The sequence below is a fragment of the Alishewanella sp. WH16-1 genome (assembly GCF_001441695.1).
Classification (GTDB): Bacteria; Pseudomonadota; Gammaproteobacteria; order Enterobacterales; family Alteromonadaceae; genus Alishewanella; species Alishewanella agri.
In genome coordinates this window covers 1-15,737 of the sequence record NZ_LCWL01000117.1, presented here as the reverse complement: position 1 = coordinate 15,737, position 15,737 = coordinate 1, and the positions used below count along the sequence as shown (strand labels likewise).

At 50.6% G+C, this 15,737-nt stretch carries 13 protein-coding genes and 7 tRNA genes; 11 read left to right on the top strand and 9 right to left on the bottom strand.

Going from position 1 to position 15,737, the window contains the following annotated elements; translation table 11 throughout:
• Positions 1-136 precede the first annotated feature (136 nt).
• From AAY72_RS12380 to AAY72_RS12370, 3 genes are all read right to left on the bottom strand, one after another.
• A tRNA-Phe gene (locus AAY72_RS12380) sits at positions 137-212 on the bottom strand.
• A gap of 9 nt (positions 213-221) precedes the next feature.
• Positions 222-297: transfer RNA gene (locus AAY72_RS12375), tRNA-Thr, on the bottom strand.
• Between the two features lie 44 nt (positions 298-341).
• Positions 342-417: transfer RNA gene (locus AAY72_RS12370), tRNA-Phe, on the bottom strand.
• Positions 418-622: 205 nt separating this feature from the next.
• Here AAY72_RS12370 and AAY72_RS12365 point away from each other — a divergent pair.
• Positions 623-3,388: a hybrid sensor histidine kinase/response regulator gene (locus tag AAY72_RS12365; protein ID WP_057787849.1), complete on the top strand. Its 2,766-nt coding sequence runs from the start codon at positions 623-625 to the stop codon at positions 3,386-3,388.
• A gap of 67 nt (positions 3,389-3,455) precedes the next feature.
• Here AAY72_RS12365 and kdsA read toward each other — a convergent pair whose 3' ends face one another.
• The 6 genes from kdsA to hemA all read right to left on the bottom strand — a co-directional run bounded on the left by kdsA (position 3,456) and on the right by hemA (position 9,599).
• Positions 3,456-4,304: a 3-deoxy-8-phosphooctulonate synthase gene (kdsA, locus tag AAY72_RS12360; RefSeq protein ID WP_057787851.1), complete on the bottom strand. Its 849-nt coding sequence runs from the start codon at positions 4,302-4,304 to the stop codon at positions 3,456-3,458.
• Between the two features lie 24 nt (positions 4,305-4,328).
• Positions 4,329-4,706: a SirB2 family protein gene (locus AAY72_RS12355; protein WP_057787847.1), complete on the bottom strand. Its 378-nt coding sequence runs from the start codon at positions 4,704-4,706 to the stop codon at positions 4,329-4,331.
• A gap of 34 nt (positions 4,707-4,740) precedes the next feature.
• Positions 4,741-6,303 (bottom strand): DUF3369 domain-containing protein, encoded by a 1,563-nt coding sequence (locus AAY72_RS12350; protein WP_057787845.1) that lies wholly within the window; start codon positions 6,301-6,303, stop codon positions 4,741-4,743.
• A gap of 72 nt (positions 6,304-6,375) precedes the next feature.
• Positions 6,376-7,230 (bottom strand): peptide chain release factor N(5)-glutamine methyltransferase, encoded by an 855-nt coding sequence (gene prmC / locus AAY72_RS12345; protein ID WP_008984317.1) that lies wholly within the window; start codon positions 7,228-7,230, stop codon positions 6,376-6,378.
• Entirely contained in the window at positions 7,230-8,321 is a 1,092-nt protein-coding gene (prfA, locus tag AAY72_RS12340) for a peptide chain release factor 1 (protein WP_008984318.1), read from the bottom strand. The genes prmC and prfA overlap by 1 nt, the downstream gene beginning before the upstream one ends.
• An 18-nt stretch (positions 8,322-8,339) precedes the next feature.
• Entirely contained in the window at positions 8,340-9,599 is a 1,260-nt protein-coding gene (hemA, locus tag AAY72_RS12335) for a glutamyl-tRNA reductase (protein WP_057787843.1), read from the bottom strand.
• A gap of 81 nt (positions 9,600-9,680) precedes the next feature.
• Between hemA and lolB the strand changes: the two genes are divergently transcribed.
• From lolB to AAY72_RS12285, 10 genes are all read left to right on the top strand, one after another.
• Complete coding sequence (gene lolB, locus AAY72_RS12330; RefSeq protein ID WP_057787841.1) at positions 9,681-10,289, top strand: lipoprotein insertase outer membrane protein LolB; 609 nt, start codon at positions 9,681-9,683, stop codon at positions 10,287-10,289.
• Positions 10,286-11,155 (top strand): 4-(cytidine 5'-diphospho)-2-C-methyl-D-erythritol kinase, encoded by an 870-nt coding sequence (ispE, locus tag AAY72_RS12325; protein ID WP_057787839.1) that lies wholly within the window; start codon positions 10,286-10,288, stop codon positions 11,153-11,155. The genes lolB and ispE overlap by 4 nt, the downstream gene beginning before the upstream one ends.
• Positions 11,156-11,246: 91 nt before the next feature.
• Positions 11,247-12,191: a ribose-phosphate pyrophosphokinase gene (locus AAY72_RS12320; protein WP_156411332.1), complete on the top strand. Its 945-nt coding sequence runs from the start codon at positions 11,247-11,249 to the stop codon at positions 12,189-12,191.
• A 165-nt stretch (positions 12,192-12,356) separates the two neighbouring features.
• On the top strand, positions 12,357-12,962 hold the full coding sequence (locus AAY72_RS12315; RefSeq protein ID WP_008984323.1) for a 50S ribosomal protein L25/general stress protein Ctc: 606 nt from the start codon (positions 12,357-12,359) through the stop codon (positions 12,960-12,962).
• Positions 12,962-13,564: an aminoacyl-tRNA hydrolase gene (gene pth / locus AAY72_RS12310; protein ID WP_057787836.1), complete on the top strand. Its 603-nt coding sequence runs from the start codon at positions 12,962-12,964 to the stop codon at positions 13,562-13,564. The genes AAY72_RS12315 and pth overlap by 1 nt, the downstream gene beginning before the upstream one ends.
• Before the next feature lie 32 nt (positions 13,565-13,596).
• Positions 13,597-14,688 carry a redox-regulated ATPase YchF gene (ychF, locus tag AAY72_RS12305; RefSeq protein WP_008607321.1) on the top strand — a complete coding sequence of 364 codons (1,092 nt, stop codon included), beginning with the start codon at positions 13,597-13,599 and terminating at the stop codon, positions 14,686-14,688.
• Positions 14,689-14,894: 206 nt separating this feature from the next.
• A tRNA-Met gene (locus AAY72_RS12300) sits at positions 14,895-14,971 on the top strand.
• A 19-nt stretch (positions 14,972-14,990) separates the two neighbouring features.
• Positions 14,991-15,075 (top strand) — tRNA-Leu (locus AAY72_RS12295).
• 27 nt (positions 15,076-15,102) lie between these two features.
• Positions 15,103-15,177: transfer RNA gene (locus tag AAY72_RS12290), tRNA-Gln, on the top strand.
• A gap of 19 nt (positions 15,178-15,196) precedes the next feature.
• Positions 15,197-15,271, top strand: a tRNA-Gln gene (locus tag AAY72_RS12285).
• The last annotated feature ends 466 nt before the right edge of the window (positions 15,272-15,737 follow it).

Sequence of the window (15,737 nt, the reverse complement as noted above, 5' to 3'; positions counted from 1 at the left end):
TGTGGTGGCTTTTTTGGTATCGCAGATGGCGTCTCCGGTACGCAAGCATACCGGAGACGATAGCCAATACCAGCGTTGAGCTGGTATTGGCTATAAAACAAAAAAGCCAGCTGAAAAGCTGGCTTTTTGTGTTTTATGGTGCCCAGAGGCGGAATCGAACCACCGACACGCGGATTTTCAATCCGCTGCTCTACCGACTGAGCTATCTGGGCAAAACTGGTTGGTGCCGCTTATCCGAGTCGAACGGATGACCTACTGATTACAAGTCAGTTGCTCTACCAACTGAGCTAAAGCGGCTGCGACACATTTTGAATTAAGGTTTACACCATTATTCGGAATCATGGTGCCCAGAGGCGGAATCGAACCACCGACACGCGGATTTTCAATCCGCTGCTCTACCGACTGAGCTATCTGGGCAATGCCGCGTATTAAACGGATTTTGCGATCTCAAGTCAACAGATATTTTTGAAAAGCCCACTGACAGCTTATTCGTTAGCCAACCTAATAAATATTATCGAAAATTAATCATGCTTTTGTATTAGAAAACTTGTTAAGATAAAGCTATTCACTGTCATTCGGCATTAATCTAGCTGGCTGAAACATAAAGTTTTTCGGAATAACTATGGCGAAGAGTAACTTTACTAAACCCGTTTATCTGCGTGTTGCTGGCACTTTAGTACTCTGTTTGCTGATTCAGGCACTGTTATTTAACTGGATCAGTACCCCAGCCCAACAGCAACACAGCCAGGCTCTACATCGTTTAGCTGCCGATACCCAGGTACTGATGCAAGCGCTGGCCCCAGCCTTAGATGATGCCGGCACTCAGCAGGTGCAACAACTACTGCTACAAGCGAGGAATAATGAGCCTGAGCGGGCACTGTATTTATATCGCCAAACGGCGCAGGGTTTTGAACTGCTGGTAAACACTGAAAACCTGCCAAATTTTGTGCCGACGCCGGCGTTAACAAACCAAGCGGTACAGCAACAGAATATTCTTTTAGTAAGCAGGCTGCTGCCCGAGCATCCGGATCTAGTGTTGCTTAATATTCAACGTTTACCGGAGCCCGACCCGCTTCCGGTGATGTTTTCCTTTGTTGTCAGCCTGGTGGTGGGATTGTTGTTCAGTCTGGCCTTAAGTTATGCCGTGGCGAAAAATTTCCGGCGGCGGATTAAGCCCCTGCTGCAAGGTACCGGGGAAGCTCTGGAACGCAATCAGTTTAGTGGCAGCATCGACAGCCATCAGCAAGATGACGTGGGTGAGCTGGCAAACAATCTGAATGGGCTGTTCCGCCGCTTACAACAATCACAGCAGGCGTTGCAAAGCTCAGAGCAGAATATCGAGCAACTAAAACAGGAAGTGGAACACCGGATTAAAGAACGTACCGACGCGCTGGAAACGGCTAAGCTGACTGCCGAGAAAGCCAATGAAGCCAAGTCGACCTTTCTGGCGACCATGAGCCATGAAATCCGTACACCGATGAATGGCATTATCGGTACTGTGGATTTACTGCGTAAAACCGAGCTGTCAACGTCACAATTCCGCATGACCGATACCATTCGTGAATCTTCGTTTTCGTTGCTGCGGATCCTGGATGATATCCTCGACTTCTCAAAAATCGAAGCCGGCAAACTGGAACTGGAAAAGTTGCCGGTTTCACTGGCTGAAATTATCGAAGCCGTCGGCCGGATCCTGGTCTCGGTGGCCTATCAGCGTCAGATTGATTTAAAACTTTATATTGACCCGCGCTTACCGGACGGCTTAATCGGCGATCCGGTGCGGCTGCGCCAGATCCTGTACAATTTGGCCGGTAATGCCATTAAGTTTACCGAAACCACGCCGGATACCACCGGCGTGGTCAGAATCAGCGCCGAATTACTGGAAGAGAATCTGGAATATACCCAGGTGCTGCTTAAGGTTTCTGATAATGGCCGTGGTATGACACAGCGGCAAATTAATTATGTCTTTCATCCGTTTAACCAGGCAGAAGGCTCTATTACCCGTAAGTTTGGTGGCACCGGGCTTGGCTTGTCTATTTGTCAACGCCTAACGGCGCTAATGTATGGCGATATTAATGTCGAAAGTGAGCCCGGCAAGGGTACCGAATTCGCGGTGCGCTTGCCGATGCGCCGCTCGGAAGAGGTCAGCTATTTACCTAAAGATGCATTAAATGGTCTCTTTATCTGTTTGTTCACCCAAGATAGCGATAACCAACAATTTATATCTGATTATCTGCTGTACAGTGGCGCAGAGCTGGATATCGCCAACAGCGTCGATGCCCTGCTTAACCGTGCCGAACAGCTGAAAGCCTTACCTCCGAAACAACAAGCAGTGTGGGTGCTGGATGCCACTTATGAGCAGATTGCAGCGAAAGATATCAGCACCCTGATTACACATCCGAAGTTACAAGCGGTGAAATTTGTGGTCATTACGAATCAGGTGGAGTTATCGGATACCCATTTTGACAATGTGGTGTATCTGCATAGCGCCCCTTTATGTCGCAGTCAGCTGCTCGATGCCGTCTTAGTAATTAGTGGTCGTAAAGGTCGGGCTCAGCCACAAACCCATCATTACTTACTGAATCAGCAAAATGTGCCATCGGCGGCGGAAGCAAAACAACAACGTAAGCTGGTGTTGCTGGCCGAAGACAATATGATGAATCAGCGCGTTATCGTCGAGCAATTAAATGCGCTGGGTTATGCCGTTGATGTCGCGGACGATGGCATTATCGCGCTGGAAAAATGGCGGCAGTACCATTATCCGCTGGTATTAACCGATCTGCATATGCCGAATATGAGCGGCTATGATCTGGCAAAAGCTATTCGCAAAGAAGGTTTGCAGCGTGCCGATGACAGTGACTTCACCCGCATTATTGCCATTACAGCGAACGCCCTGAAAGGCGAAGAGCAAAAATGCCTGAGCATTGGTATGGATGCTTACATTACCAAGCCGTTGGAGTTAGTTACCTTACAAAGCGTGATGCAGCGCTGGTTACCGCTGACCGAACAAACCACGACACAGACGACAGGCAAAAAGGTCGTGCGCGACGAGCAGAAAAAAGCACCGGTATGTTTTACCACTTTAGCCAGCTTTCTTGGCGATAATCCGATAAAACACGACGAGTACCTGAATTACTTTATCACTCAGGCCAGCCCGCTGCTCGAACAACTGGAACAACAGAGTATGGCGGCAAATCGCAGCGAATTGCGCACTATTGCCCACCAGTTAAAAGCTATGGCGAAAAGTATTGGCGCTAATCTGTTGGCTGACTATGCATTACAACTGGAAAAAGCGGCCGAAACTTCAGATTGGTCGGCGTTAAAGCAGCTGCTGAATAATGTCGAACAGGAATTTGCTAATGTGGTCCGTTTTATCAAACAGCGGTATTAGGGCGTGTTGACGTTTGACCTGAAAGCGCCGACAAAGCCGCCCCGGAGGGCGGCTTTGTCAGGAGCGGTTAGTTCGCGGCAGTATCCAGCGCCGGAAAGCTTTTTACCAACTGATCCAGTGCCTGCATCTGTGCCAGATAAGGCTCCAGCTTAGCCAGTGGTAAGGCACAAGGCCCATCACATTTCGCCTGATTCGGGTCCGGATGCGCTTCAATAAACAGGCCGGCTAACCCTAATGCCATACCCGAACGCGCCAATTGCGCCGCCTGAGCACGGCGGCCATCAGCAGAATCTTCACGTCCACCAGGCTTTTGCAGCGCATGGGTGGCATCAAAAATTACCGGGGCATACTGCTTCATTTCATCCATGCCCAGCATATCAACCACCAGGTTGTTATAACCGAAACAAGAGCCACGTTCACACAAGATAACCTTATCGTTACCGGCTTCCTGAAATTTTTTCAGAATATGCCGCATTTCATGCGGTGCCAGAAATTGCGGCTTCTTCACATTGATTACCGCACCGGTTTTCGCCATCGCAACCACCAGATCAGTCTGCCGCGCTAAAAAAGCCGGCAACTGAATCACATCAACCACTTCAGCCACCGGCGCCGCCTGATAGGGTTCATGCACATCGGTAATCAGCGGGACCTGAAAGGTGTGTTTGATTTCTTCAAAGATCCGCAAGCCTTCTTCTAGGCCCGGGCCACGATAAGAATGTACTGAAGAGCGGTTTGCTTTGTCAAAAGACGCTTTAAATACATAAGGAATGTTCAGTTTTTCACATACCCGAACATAATGCTCAGCAATCTGCAGCGCCAGGTCACGGGACTCCAGCACATTCATACCACCAAACAGCACAAAAGGTTGGTTATTGGCAACCGGGATACCGGCGACCTGTACTACTTTATTTTGCATCATAAATATTGTCGCTTAATTCTGTTAGAAAGGCAGGAACAATGGCTGCTTGCTCAGCGCAACCCGAATCATTAAACCCAGCCAGCCCAGCGCGCCTAAAAAAGACAACCAGCGAATGGCTACCGTGCGGCCTTTTAATGCTGAGAAGCCCAGCGCAATGTAAGCAAACAGTGCGATCACTTTTTCAGTTAACCAGGGATCAACAAAGGGATACTGGCGGATAGTCAGCATCAGCGCCACGGCAGATAATAATAAAAAGGTGTCTACCACATGGGGGGCAATCTTAAAAAACTTGCGCTGTAACAACGCTGAGTCTTTCAGGCGCAGCGCGAAACGGATAAAGAGTAGTGACACACTCAATGCCACCAGCAGCAGGTGTAAATGTTTAAAAGCCATATACATACGACGATATCCTTAAGAAAAATACGCTGCCCGATTATACAGCGTCAGCATCGCTATCGGGGTATTTTTGCAAAATTGCTTCCAGTTTCGGCACTATGGTTTTAAATACCGTTACCAGCTTTGGCTCAAACTGCTTGCCGGCCTGACTATCAATCTCCGCCAATACCTGCTCCAGTGTCCAGGCATCTTTGTAACACCGACGGTGGCGTAGCGCATCATACACATCCGCCAGCGCTGCAATCCGGGCATAAATATGAATTTGCTCGCCTTGTTTGCCATCCGGGTAGCCGCTACCGTCCCATTTTTCATGATGATCGCGAGCAATAATGGCACCAGCCTGCACAATGGCACGCTTCGAACCTTTCAGAATATTAAAACCGATACTGGCATGAGTTTGCATTACCTGCCATTCTTGCTCATTCAGGCCTTCCGGTTTATTCAGAATATTATCCGGGATCCCGACTTTACCGACGTCATGCAGTGGCGCTGCAAACATCAATTTTTCCGCCTCCAGTTCGGATAAGCCATAGGCTTTGGCCAGCTCATAACAAATAAAGGCGATGCGCCGTACATGATTACCGGTTTCAACCGAACGCTGCTCGACCGCTTCGCTTAAGCGGTAGACAATTTCACGCTGGGTATCTTCGACCTCATGCTGTAATTGCACGTTTTCATAGGCCACCTGCACATTCTGGGCAAACAGCTCAATCAGCTTTTTCTGGTTTTCATTCATCGGTCCCGGTAAACCCGAGACATACAACAGTGAGCCTTGAGTAAACTTGCTGCAACAATAGGCCACCAGATAATTGTCGCGATAAACGATATCCTTAGTTTGCAGTGCGGCTTCAAAGGCTTCTAACAAAGCAGGATCAAGCACCTCTTTTATTGGCTTCCCTTCCTTGCGCTCAAACTCACCCTGCCCGGCAAACACCACCAGATCATGTGGATCGGTAGTTTGCATATTACCGGCTACCAGCGAAGAACTCACGATCAGGGCGTCTTCATCACACCCGAGTACGGATGTCAGTTGCTGCAGTACACCATCGATAAATTGCTCCATGGAGTGCGATGAGAACAGATCGACCGAAGCATTGATTATTTTTTCCAGGCCCTGACGGCTTTGCTCCAGTGAAATAATGTCACGGTAAGATCTGAGACTGGACATCATCACGGTAAAGAGTTTTTGCGCCGTCAGTTCAGTTTTGGATTTGTAGTCGTTGATATCGTAGTTAACGATAACTTGCCGTTCGGGTGCTTGCCCGGGCTGGCCGGTACGCAGAATAATCCGCACAAAATGGTTATGTAGCGTTTCCCGGATATAACTGGCAACTTTTAAGCCAGCATCGTCGGTTTCCATCACTACGTCCAGTAACACCACGGCGATATCAGGCTGGGTAGCGAGTATTTTTTGGGCTTCTTCGCCGGAATAAGCGCTGATAAATTCCAGTCTTTTTTGCTGAAAACTAAAGTCGTTTAAGGCAAGACGGGTTACCGCATGGACCTCTGGCTCATCATCGACAATCAGCACTTTCCAGCTGCCGTTGCTAACCGAGTGCACGGGTTCGGGTTCAGCAGCAAACAAAAACTCATCAGACATCAGACACCTCCGGCGATTTTATCTCTCTGTTATATGCCGGATTTTTTACAAGGTCAAAGATTTTATAACCATTTAACTCAGCGGGCGCTGACCACCACTAATGCGCCAGTTACCGCCATAATCCCGCACTGAGTCGACCTGACCAAACCCGGCCTGTTTTAACAACTGCTGTACCTGCTGCGCTTGATTATAGCCATGCTCCAGCCAAAGCCAGCCGCCTGGCGCCAGATAGGCCGGCGCCGCGGCAATAATGCTGGCAAGGTCAGCCAGGCCCTGCTGCTCGGCCACCAGCGCGGTTAGCGGCTCAAACCGCAAGGCGGTTAGATGCGGATCGGCCGCTTCAATATAGGGTGGGTTACTGACAATCAGATCATATTGCTGGTCCGCTAACGCGCTAAACCAGCTGCTAACTGTAAAGTGTACATTACTAAGCTGTAACGTCTGCGCATTGCGCTGTGCCAGGGCGACGGCCTCAGCTTGCAAATCAACAGCCGTCAGCTGCCAATGTGGCCGGTTGTGCGCTAGTGCCAGCGCAATAGCGCCGGTACCGGTGCCCAGATCTAACACCCTTGCCTGTGCCGGTAGCGTTAAGGCCAGGGCTTGCTCCACCAGAATTTCGGTATCGCTACGCGGAATAAGCGTGCAAGGCGCAACCGCAAGCTCCAGGCCATAAAATGGCCAGTGTCCGAAAATATACGCCAAAGGCTCCCCGGCCAGGCGCCGCTGCAATAAAGGCTGCAGCTGTTGTAGCTCGCTTGGCGTTAGCACACGTTCAGGATATGTATAAAGATAGCCCGGCTGGCAGCTTAACAGATGACAAAGTAGCAGCCGGGCTTCGTGAGCCGGATTATCGCAAATTGCACTGAGTTGCTGACTCAATTGCTGCGTGCATTGCTGCAGCGTCGGCGCGGCCTGCGACATGGACATTAGCGGTTTTCATCAGCCAGCATGGCGAGCTGGTCAGCCTGATGTTCTTGTTTCAGCGGTTCAATAATTTGCTGTAACTCGCCTTCCATTACTTCATTTAAACGGTAAATGGTCAGGTTAATACGGTGATCGGTAAGTCGGCCCTGTGGGAAATTATAGGTACGGATCCGCTCGGAACGATCGCCGCTGCCAACCAGCGAGCGGCGGGTGCTTTGCTCTTCCAGCCGGCGTTTTTCATCTTCGGCGGCCTGGATCCGCGATTGCAGCACCGCCATCGCCCGGGCACGGTTTTTATGTTGTGAACGCTCGTCCTGACACTCCACCACTATGCCGGTGGGTAAGTGGGTAATACGAATGGCAGAGTCGGTACGGTTAACGTGCTGACCACCAGCACCAGAAGCGCGGTAAGTATCAACTTTCAAATCAGCCGGGTTAATTTCTATCGCTTCACTTTCCGGGATTTCCGGCATAATGGCCACAGTACAGGCCGAAGTGTGCACCCGCCCCTGCGATTCAGTAGCCGGTACCCGCTGCACCCGATGACCGCCCGATTCAAACTTCAGCGTACCGTAAACTCCCTCGCCCTGCACACTGGCAATCACTTCTTTAAAACCACCATGCTCGCCTTCGTTGGCGCTTAACACTTCAACCTTCCAGCGCTGGGTTTCGGCAAAACGGCTGTACATGCGGAATAAATCTCCGGCGAAGATTGCCGCTTCATCACCACCGGCACCGGCCCGGATCTCCAGGAAGCAACTGTTATTATCATTAGGATCCTTGGGCAGCAACAAGATTTGCAGTTCGGTATCCAGCTGTTCAATCCGGTTTTTTGCCAGTTTGTACTCATCCTGCGCCATTTCGCGCATCTCAGGATCGCTGTCTTTTTGCATTTCTTCCGCCATCAGCAAATCTTCCTGTGCTTGCTGATAACTCCGGAAAGCCTTGCTTAACTCTTCCAGCTGGCTGAATTCTTTGGATAGCTCGCGAAAACGTTTCTGATCGCTAATCACTGAGGCATCGCTTAACAGCGCCTGCACTTCCTCATAGCGTTCCACTAAAGCTTCCAGCTTACGGTATACCGAATCTTTCATGTTAGGATTAAAACCTATTTATAAATCAATAAGAAGTTTAACCAGCTCGTTTGCATCGGGCTGATCAGACTGTAATAACTGCCGGATGGTTCTGGTGGGGCTGTGCATTAACCTGTTGCTCAGTTTGGTTGCCAGCTCGGCTAACACCTTATCAGAATCCTGCCCGGCAGCCAGTTGCTTTTGTGCCCGCAGCACCAGTTCCTGTTTTATTTCTTCGCAGCGCTGCCGGTACTCGCGTAACCAATCGGCTTTATCCTGCAGCTGCAGCCATTGCATAAAGTCACTGGCACCATCTGCAATCATGACACCAGCTTGTTCAGCGGCCTGCTGGCGGTTATTCAGATTTTGCGCCACTATGCTCTGCAAGTCGTCTACCGTATACAGATAGGCGTCTTCCAGCTCGGTAACCTGCTCTTCAATATCCCGCGGTACCGCTAAGTCGACCAGAAACATCGGCTTATGCCGGCGTTGCTTCAGCGCATGTTCCACCATGCCTTTACCGACGATAGGCAAGGTACTGGCGGTAGAGGAAATCACGATATCGGCTTCATGCAGCCGCGCCGGTACCTGCGCCAGGGTAAGCACCTGGGCATTAAACTGTTTTGCCAGTGTCTCTGCCCGTTCATAAGTACGATTGGCAACACTGAGCTGCGTTGCGCCCTGCTCTGTCAGGTGGCGAGCTACCAGTTCAATGGTTTCGCCAGCACCAATCAGCAGCACCCGAACTTGTTCCAGCTTACCAAAGATTTGTTTCGCTAACGTCACCGCCGCAAAAGCAACAGACACGGCGTTGGCACCAATATCCGTCTCAGTACGCACCTCTTTTGCCACTGCAAAGGTTTTTTGAAACAGCCGTTCAAACTGCGGGTTGATAGTGCCGGCTTGCCGTGACTGATTATAGGCCTGTTTCACCTGGCCAAGGATTTGCGGCTCGCCCAATACCAGGGAATCCAACCCAGCCGCAACCCGCATCAGATGCTTTACCGCCTCCTGCTCCTGATACAAGTACAAATGCTGTTGTAATTCCTGTAGCTTTAATTGGTGAAAGCCTGCCAGCCAGTGCAGTACCTGTTCAGCTTGCTCGGCAGCACCACTGAAATACAGCTCGGTGCGATTACAGGTCGACAAAATCACGGCGTCGTTAATCTCCAGCTGGGTTGCCAGCTGATGCAGCGCATCCGGCACCTGCTCCGGTGCAAAGGCCAGCTTTTCGCGCAGCGCCACCGGTGCCGTTTTGTGATTAATGCCTAGTGCAAAAATGGTGTTCACCTGTATCATTACCTGGTAGGGGGCGAATTGTACGAAAAAGCCCGAACTAAGAAAAGCAAAAGCAGAAAAGCAACCACAAAGGACGATAGCTTGAGTGTAATCTTCAGAAAGTTGGCTCTGCTGGCCATTTTTTTATTCGCCAGTGCCTGTAGCACGACCAAAAACTTACCCGGACAGACCGAAGTGCTGCCGCAACAACAGCGCCAACAGCAATTGGCTGAGCTAAATAACTTTACCGTGCAAGCTGCCGTTGGAATCAAATCACCGGCCGAAACGGTGAGCGGTAATTTACGCTGGCAACAACAGGATGCCAGCGCCTATCAGGCACGATTGGCAAATATGCTTGGCATCAGTTTATTCGAATTAACCGCCAACGCAGAACTTACCGAGCTGTTAGTGCGTGGTGAACGCTATCAGGCAGCCGACGCCAGTAACTTACTGTGGCAACTGGCGGGCTGGTCGATTCCGCTGCATGATATGGCACTGTGGTTACGCGGTTTACCCGGCGATTCAGCCACTGAGCTGCAGTATGATACGGCTGGCCGGCTGGTAAGTTTTAACCTGACCGATAGTACGGGTATTCGCTGGCAGCTGACCTATCGCAGCTTTTTCGACGATGCGTTATCGTTACCAAAACAACTACAACTGCAAAGCGCTGATACGCAAGTCAGGCTAGTGATCCGGAGCTGGCAGTTATGACCCTGACCTTACCCGCGGTAGCGAAGCTGAATTTATTTTTGCATATCACCGGCCGGCGGCCTGATGGCTACCATAATCTGCAAACGCTGTTTCAAATGCTCGATACCGGCGATGTGCTGCACTTTACCCCGAACGAGAGTGGTGAAATCAACCTGAGCTGTGATATCGCCGAGCTGGCCGGGCAGGATAATCTGATTTACCGCGCAGCCATGTTATTAAAACCTTTGGCCAGTGCCAACGCCGGTTGTCAGATCCGGCTGGAAAAACACCTGCCGATGGGTGGCGGCCTGGGCGGTGGTTCGTCAGACGCTGCCACCACCTTGCATGCACTTAACCTGTTATGGCAGCTGCAATTAACTACCGCAGAACTGGCGGCACTGGGCCTGAAACTGGGTGCAGACGTGCCAGTTTTTGTGCACGGCCAAACCGCCTTTGCCGAAGGGGTTGGTGAGCACTTACAGCCGGTTTCACTGCCGGAAAAGACTTATTTAGTCGTGACGCCAGCTTGTCATATCAGCACGGCAGCAATATTCCAACACCCTGATTTAAAAAGAGATACACCTAAGATCAGCATGACAGAGCTACTTAGCAGCCCATGGCAGAATGACTGCCAGCCGCTGGTCGAACGGCTGTATCCGATTGTTGCAATAACCTTACAGTGGTTGCTAGAATATGCGCCGTGTCGAATGACGGGTACTGGCGCCAGTGTGTTCGCCGAATTTCCGGACGCGGCCAGTGCTCAGCATGCCCTAGCGAACCTGCCGGCAAACTGTCGGGGCTTTATCGCCAGAGGGGTTAATAGGTCGCCATTACTGGCGGCATTAACTGATACCGATTACAGCAACTTGAGCCGCCATTCAGTTTAGCCGTTGCCGGAGTATTTTTTCCGGCAGCAACTATACTCAACAGCGGCTTTTATGATTAAACCGGACTCACAACTGCCCTGAGGATCCTACCGTGCCCGACATGAAGGTTTTCGCTGGTAACGCCATACCAGATCTTGCCAACAAAATCGCCAGCCGTCTTTACATCAAACTGGGAGATGCCGCTGTCGGTCGCTTCAGTGATGGCGAAGTCAGTGTGCAAATCAACGAAAATGTACGCGGTTCAGACGTCTTTATTATCCAGTCTACCTGTGCCCCTACTAACGACAATCTGATGGAGCTGATTGTCATTGTTGACGCCTTGCGTCGCGCGTCAGCCGGCCGGATCACAGCAGTGATTCCTTACTTTGGTTATGCCCGTCAGGACCGCCGGGTGCGTTCTGCCCGGGTGCCGATTACAGCCAAAGTCGTCGCCGACTTTTTATCCAGCGTTGGCGTGGACCGGGTGTTAACCGTCGACCTGCATGCTGAGCAAATTCAGGGTTTCTTTGATGTGCCGGTAGATAACGTCTTTGCAACGCCAGTGCTACTTGACGATATGCGCAAGAAGGCGCTGGAAGCGCCGGTAGTGGTATCGCCGGATATCGGCGGCGTAGTACGTGCCCGCGCGGTAGCAAAACTGCTGAACGATGCCGACTTAGCGATTATCGATAAGCGCCGGCCAAAGGCCAACGTCTCTCAGGTGATGCATATTATCGGTGATGTAAAAGACCGTGACTGTATTATCGTTGACGATATGATTGATACCGGCGGTACCCTGTGTAAAGCCGCTGAAGCCTTAAAAGAGCAAGGTGCCAAGCGGGTATTTGCCTATGCTACCCACGCGGTTTTCTCTGGCCGGGCACCAGAAATCATTAGCGAATCAGTGATTGATGAGCTGATTGTCACCGATACTATCCCGCTGTCACCGGCGATGCGCGCCATTCCTAAGGTACGGCAGCTGACGTTAAGTGATCTGATCGCAGAATGTATCCGCCGTATTAGTAACGAAGAATCCATCTCGGCGATGTTTGATTAAGCTGCGAGCTAAGGTTGCAAAAGGCAGGTTATCCTGCCTTTTTTATTGGCAACAGCTTTTATTTGCAGCAACCCGGCGCGGGTGGTAATATGTTGCGCCTTTTAAAGGGGCTACAGGTTATGGCTGGTCGCAAGCCATAACAAATTCTAATTTTTGGAGTACATCATGTCTGATGCAATTTTTACCTTGAATGCAGAAGTCCGCAGTGACTTGGGGAAAGGTGCGAGCCGCCGCCTGCGTCACGCTGACAAAGTGCCAGCGATCATCTACGGTGGTCACCAGCCAGCACTGTCTATCACCTTAGATCACTCTAAGTTGTTAAAAGCACAAAGCTTTGAAGCTTTCTACTCACACATTCTGACTATCAATGTTGGCGGTGAAGAAGTTAAAGCTATCGTTAAAGCCATGCAACGTCACCCGTTCAAGCCAAAAGTACTGCACGTTGACTTCCAACGCGTAGAAGCTGGCCATGAGCTGCACACTACTGTTCCGGTTCACTTCCTGAACGAAGATGCTGCTGGTAAGAAAGGCGGTGTAGTAGTACACGGTCTGAACGAAGTTGAAATCACCTGTTTACCACAGGATCTGCCAGAGTTTATCGAAGTTGACCTGGCCGATGTCGCTGTAGGTGTTACTCTGCACCTGTCTGATATCAAAGCACCAAAAGGCGTTAAGTTTGTTCAGTTAACCAAAGGCGAAGGTCATGACCTGCCAGTAGTTTCTGTAAACAAACCAGCTGGTAAAGCTGAAGAAGAAACTGCCGCTGAGTAATGTCTGACTCTGTTCAGCCTGCTGTGCAGTTAATCGTGGGCCTGGGTAATCCAGGCCCCGAATATCAATACACCCGGCACAATGCCGGCGTCTGGTTTGTGGAACAACTCGCCCGCACCTACAACTGTAACCTGAAGTCTGAAGCCAAGTTTTTTGGTCTCACCGGCAAATTTATGTTAGCCGGGCAGGAATACAAGCTGTTAGTGCCAACCACCTATATGAATTTAAGCGGCAAAGCCGTATTGGCCATGGCACAGTTTTATAAACTGGCGCCAGAGCAAATTCTGGTGGTACATGATGAACTGGCGTTACCGCCGGGCAGTGCCAAATTTAAATTCGCTGGTGGTCATGCCGGCCATAATGGTCTGCGCGATATCACCAGCAAACTGGGCAATAATCCGAATTTCTATCGTTTGCGCTTAGGCATCGGCCATCCGGGCCACAAAGATCAGGTCACTGGCTTTGTACTGGGTAAGGCACCTGCCAGCGAACAAAAACTGATCGACCAGAGCATAGAGGAAGCTGTCGCCTGCTTTGCTATACTGGCACGCGACGGTCTGGTAAAAGCCCAGAGCCGTTTACACAGCTTTCAGGCCAGCTAAGCTGGCCCCACCGCAGATTAAAGGATACATTCATGGGTTTTAAATGTGGCATCGTAGGTTTACCTAACGTTGGTAAATCAACTTTATTCAACGCCTTAACTAAGGCTGGTATCGAAGCAGCTAACTTCCCGTTCTGTACCATTGAGCCAAACACCGGCGTGGTCCCGGTACCGGATCTGCGGTTGGATAAACTGGCGCAAATCGTTAACCCACAGCGCGTAATCCCCACCACCATGGAATTCGTTGATATCGCCGGCCTGGTGAAAGGCGCGTCTAAAGGCGAAGGTTTAGGCAATAAATTCCTGGCCAATATCCGCGAAACCGATGCTATCGGCCATGTGGTACGCTGCTTTGACGATGAAAATATTATCCACGTTGCCGGCAAAATTGACCCGGCTGACGATATCGATACCATTAATATGGAACTGGTGCTGTCGGATATGGACAGTGCCGAACGAGCCATTTTACGGGTACAGAAAAAAGCCAAAGGCGGCGATAAAGACGCCAAAGCCGAACTGGCAGTGCTGGAAAAAGTAAAAGCTCACCTGGAAAACGGTTTAACGCTGCGTCAGCTAGAGCTGGATAAAGAAGAAAAGGCGCTGATTGCCTATATGAACTTCTTAACCATTAAGCCAACCATGTATATTGCCAACGTACTGGAAGACGGTTTTGATAATAACCCGCATCTGGATGTAGTGCGCGGCATCGCTGCCAAAGAAGGCGCCATCGTAGTACCGGTTTGCGCCGCTATCGAATCAGAAATCGCCGAGCTGGACGATGAAGAAAAAGCCGAGTTTATGGCCGATATGGGGCTGGAAGAGCCAGGCCTGAACCGTGTGATCCGCGGTGGTTACTCACTGTTAAACCTGCACACTTATTTTACTGCCGGTGTTAAAGAAGTACGGGCCTGGACTGTTGCTGTCGGTGCCACCGCACCTCAAGCCGCTGGCGTGATTCATACCGACTTTGAAAAAGGCTTTATCCGCGCGGAAGTGGTGTCTTACGATGACTTCGTACAGTACAACGGTGAAGCCGGTGCCAAAGAAGCCGGGAAATGGCGTTTAGAAGGTAAAGATTACATTGTTAAAGATGGCGATGTGATGCACTTCCGTTTTAACGTCTAAGCGCTTTTTCGTTACCAAAGTACAGATTAAGAGCCGGGTTTACCCGGCTTTTTGCTATCTTTTGCTAAGCTTTTCACGCTATTCCAGCCCTACTGCATAGAAATTCGGCAAACAAGCAGGCAGAACCGGAATATGCGAAAAAAACGGTTGACGCTATTTCCTCAGATCAGCATAATACGCGCCACTTGCTTAGGACAAGTTTACGTGGCTACATAGCTCAGCTGGTTAGAGCACAGCACTCATAATGCTGGGGTCGCAGGTTCGATTCCCGCTGTAGCCACCACTTTACTTTTCTCATGCATGCGGAAGTGGCGAAATTGGTAGACGCACTGGATTTAGGTTCCAGCGCCGCGAGGCGTAAGAGTTCGAGTCTCTTCTTCCGCACCATCCTAAACAAGTAGCTGTAGTTTCTGCAGGGGCGTAGCCAAGCGGTAAGGCAGCGGGTTTTGATCCCGCCATGCGTTGGTTCGAATCCAGCCGCCCCTGCCATTAACTCAGAATTCCCAGTAGGGGCGTAGCCAAGCGGTAAGGCAGCGGGTTTTGATCCCGCCATGCGTTGGTTCGAATCCAGCCGCCCCTGCCATTATTTAGAGAACCCGACCATGTGTCGGGTTTTCGCTTTTTGGTGTTTAAGCAACTCTCGTTTGGTTTCGATCTATCCTGACGCCTCACCGATATTTGTTAAGCCCTTAGCTGCGGTAGAATTTTCGTAACAGCAGCAGGGATGCTGCGGAGGCTGAAAGGGCACAAGGATGTGATCCTTGAAGCCGGTGGAGAAAATTACTACCCAGCTAAGGGCGCTGCCCCAATCTCAACGCTACTGGTGCTCATTGTTACGCAGGTTCTAGCTCGGTGCATCCGGCGGCTAAACGCGCCGTACAACTTTGCCGGGGCACGCCGTGAACCCGTCCCTGGGGGCTCCTCTTTCGCATCCATGCGAAAGACGTCCCCGGTCAAAGTGTACTATGCATTTACCGCCTCGTTCACGATAGTGCCACTAAAAGCATATTTTCGTGATGCCCCACCGGTATTTGTTAAGCCCTTAGCTG

Bases quoted from the DNA above. Each gene is read 5' to 3' on its own strand.
- prmC (WP_008984317.1), bottom strand. From the start codon at position 7,230: ATGTCCATGTCGCAGGCCGCGCCGACGCTGCAGCAATGCACGCAGCAA.
- prfA (WP_008984318.1), bottom strand. From the start codon at position 8,321: ATGAAAGATTCGGTATACCGTAAGCTGGAAGCTTTAGTGGAACGCTAT.
- ispE (WP_057787839.1), top strand. From the start codon at position 10,286: ATGACCCTGACCTTACCCGCGGTAGCGAAGCTGAATTTATTTTTGCAT.
- kdsA (WP_057787851.1), bottom strand. From the start codon at position 4,304: ATGCAAAATAAAGTAGTACAGGTCGCCGGTATCCCGGTTGCCAATAAC.
- AAY72_RS12355 (WP_057787847.1), bottom strand. From the start codon at position 4,706: ATGTATATGGCTTTTAAACATTTACACCTGCTGCTGGTGGCATTGAGT.
- AAY72_RS12315 (WP_008984323.1), top strand. From the start codon at position 12,357: ATGTCTGATGCAATTTTTACCTTGAATGCAGAAGTCCGCAGTGACTTG.
- AAY72_RS12365 (WP_057787849.1), top strand. From the start codon at position 623: ATGGCGAAGAGTAACTTTACTAAACCCGTTTATCTGCGTGTTGCTGGC.
- pth (WP_057787836.1), top strand. From the start codon at position 12,962: ATGTCTGACTCTGTTCAGCCTGCTGTGCAGTTAATCGTGGGCCTGGGT.
- AAY72_RS12350 (WP_057787845.1), bottom strand. From the start codon at position 6,303: ATGTCTGATGAGTTTTTGTTTGCTGCTGAACCCGAACCCGTGCACTCG.
- ychF (WP_008607321.1), top strand. From the start codon at position 13,597: ATGGGTTTTAAATGTGGCATCGTAGGTTTACCTAACGTTGGTAAATCA.
- hemA (WP_057787843.1), bottom strand. From the start codon at position 9,599: ATGATACAGGTGAACACCATTTTTGCACTAGGCATTAATCACAAAACG.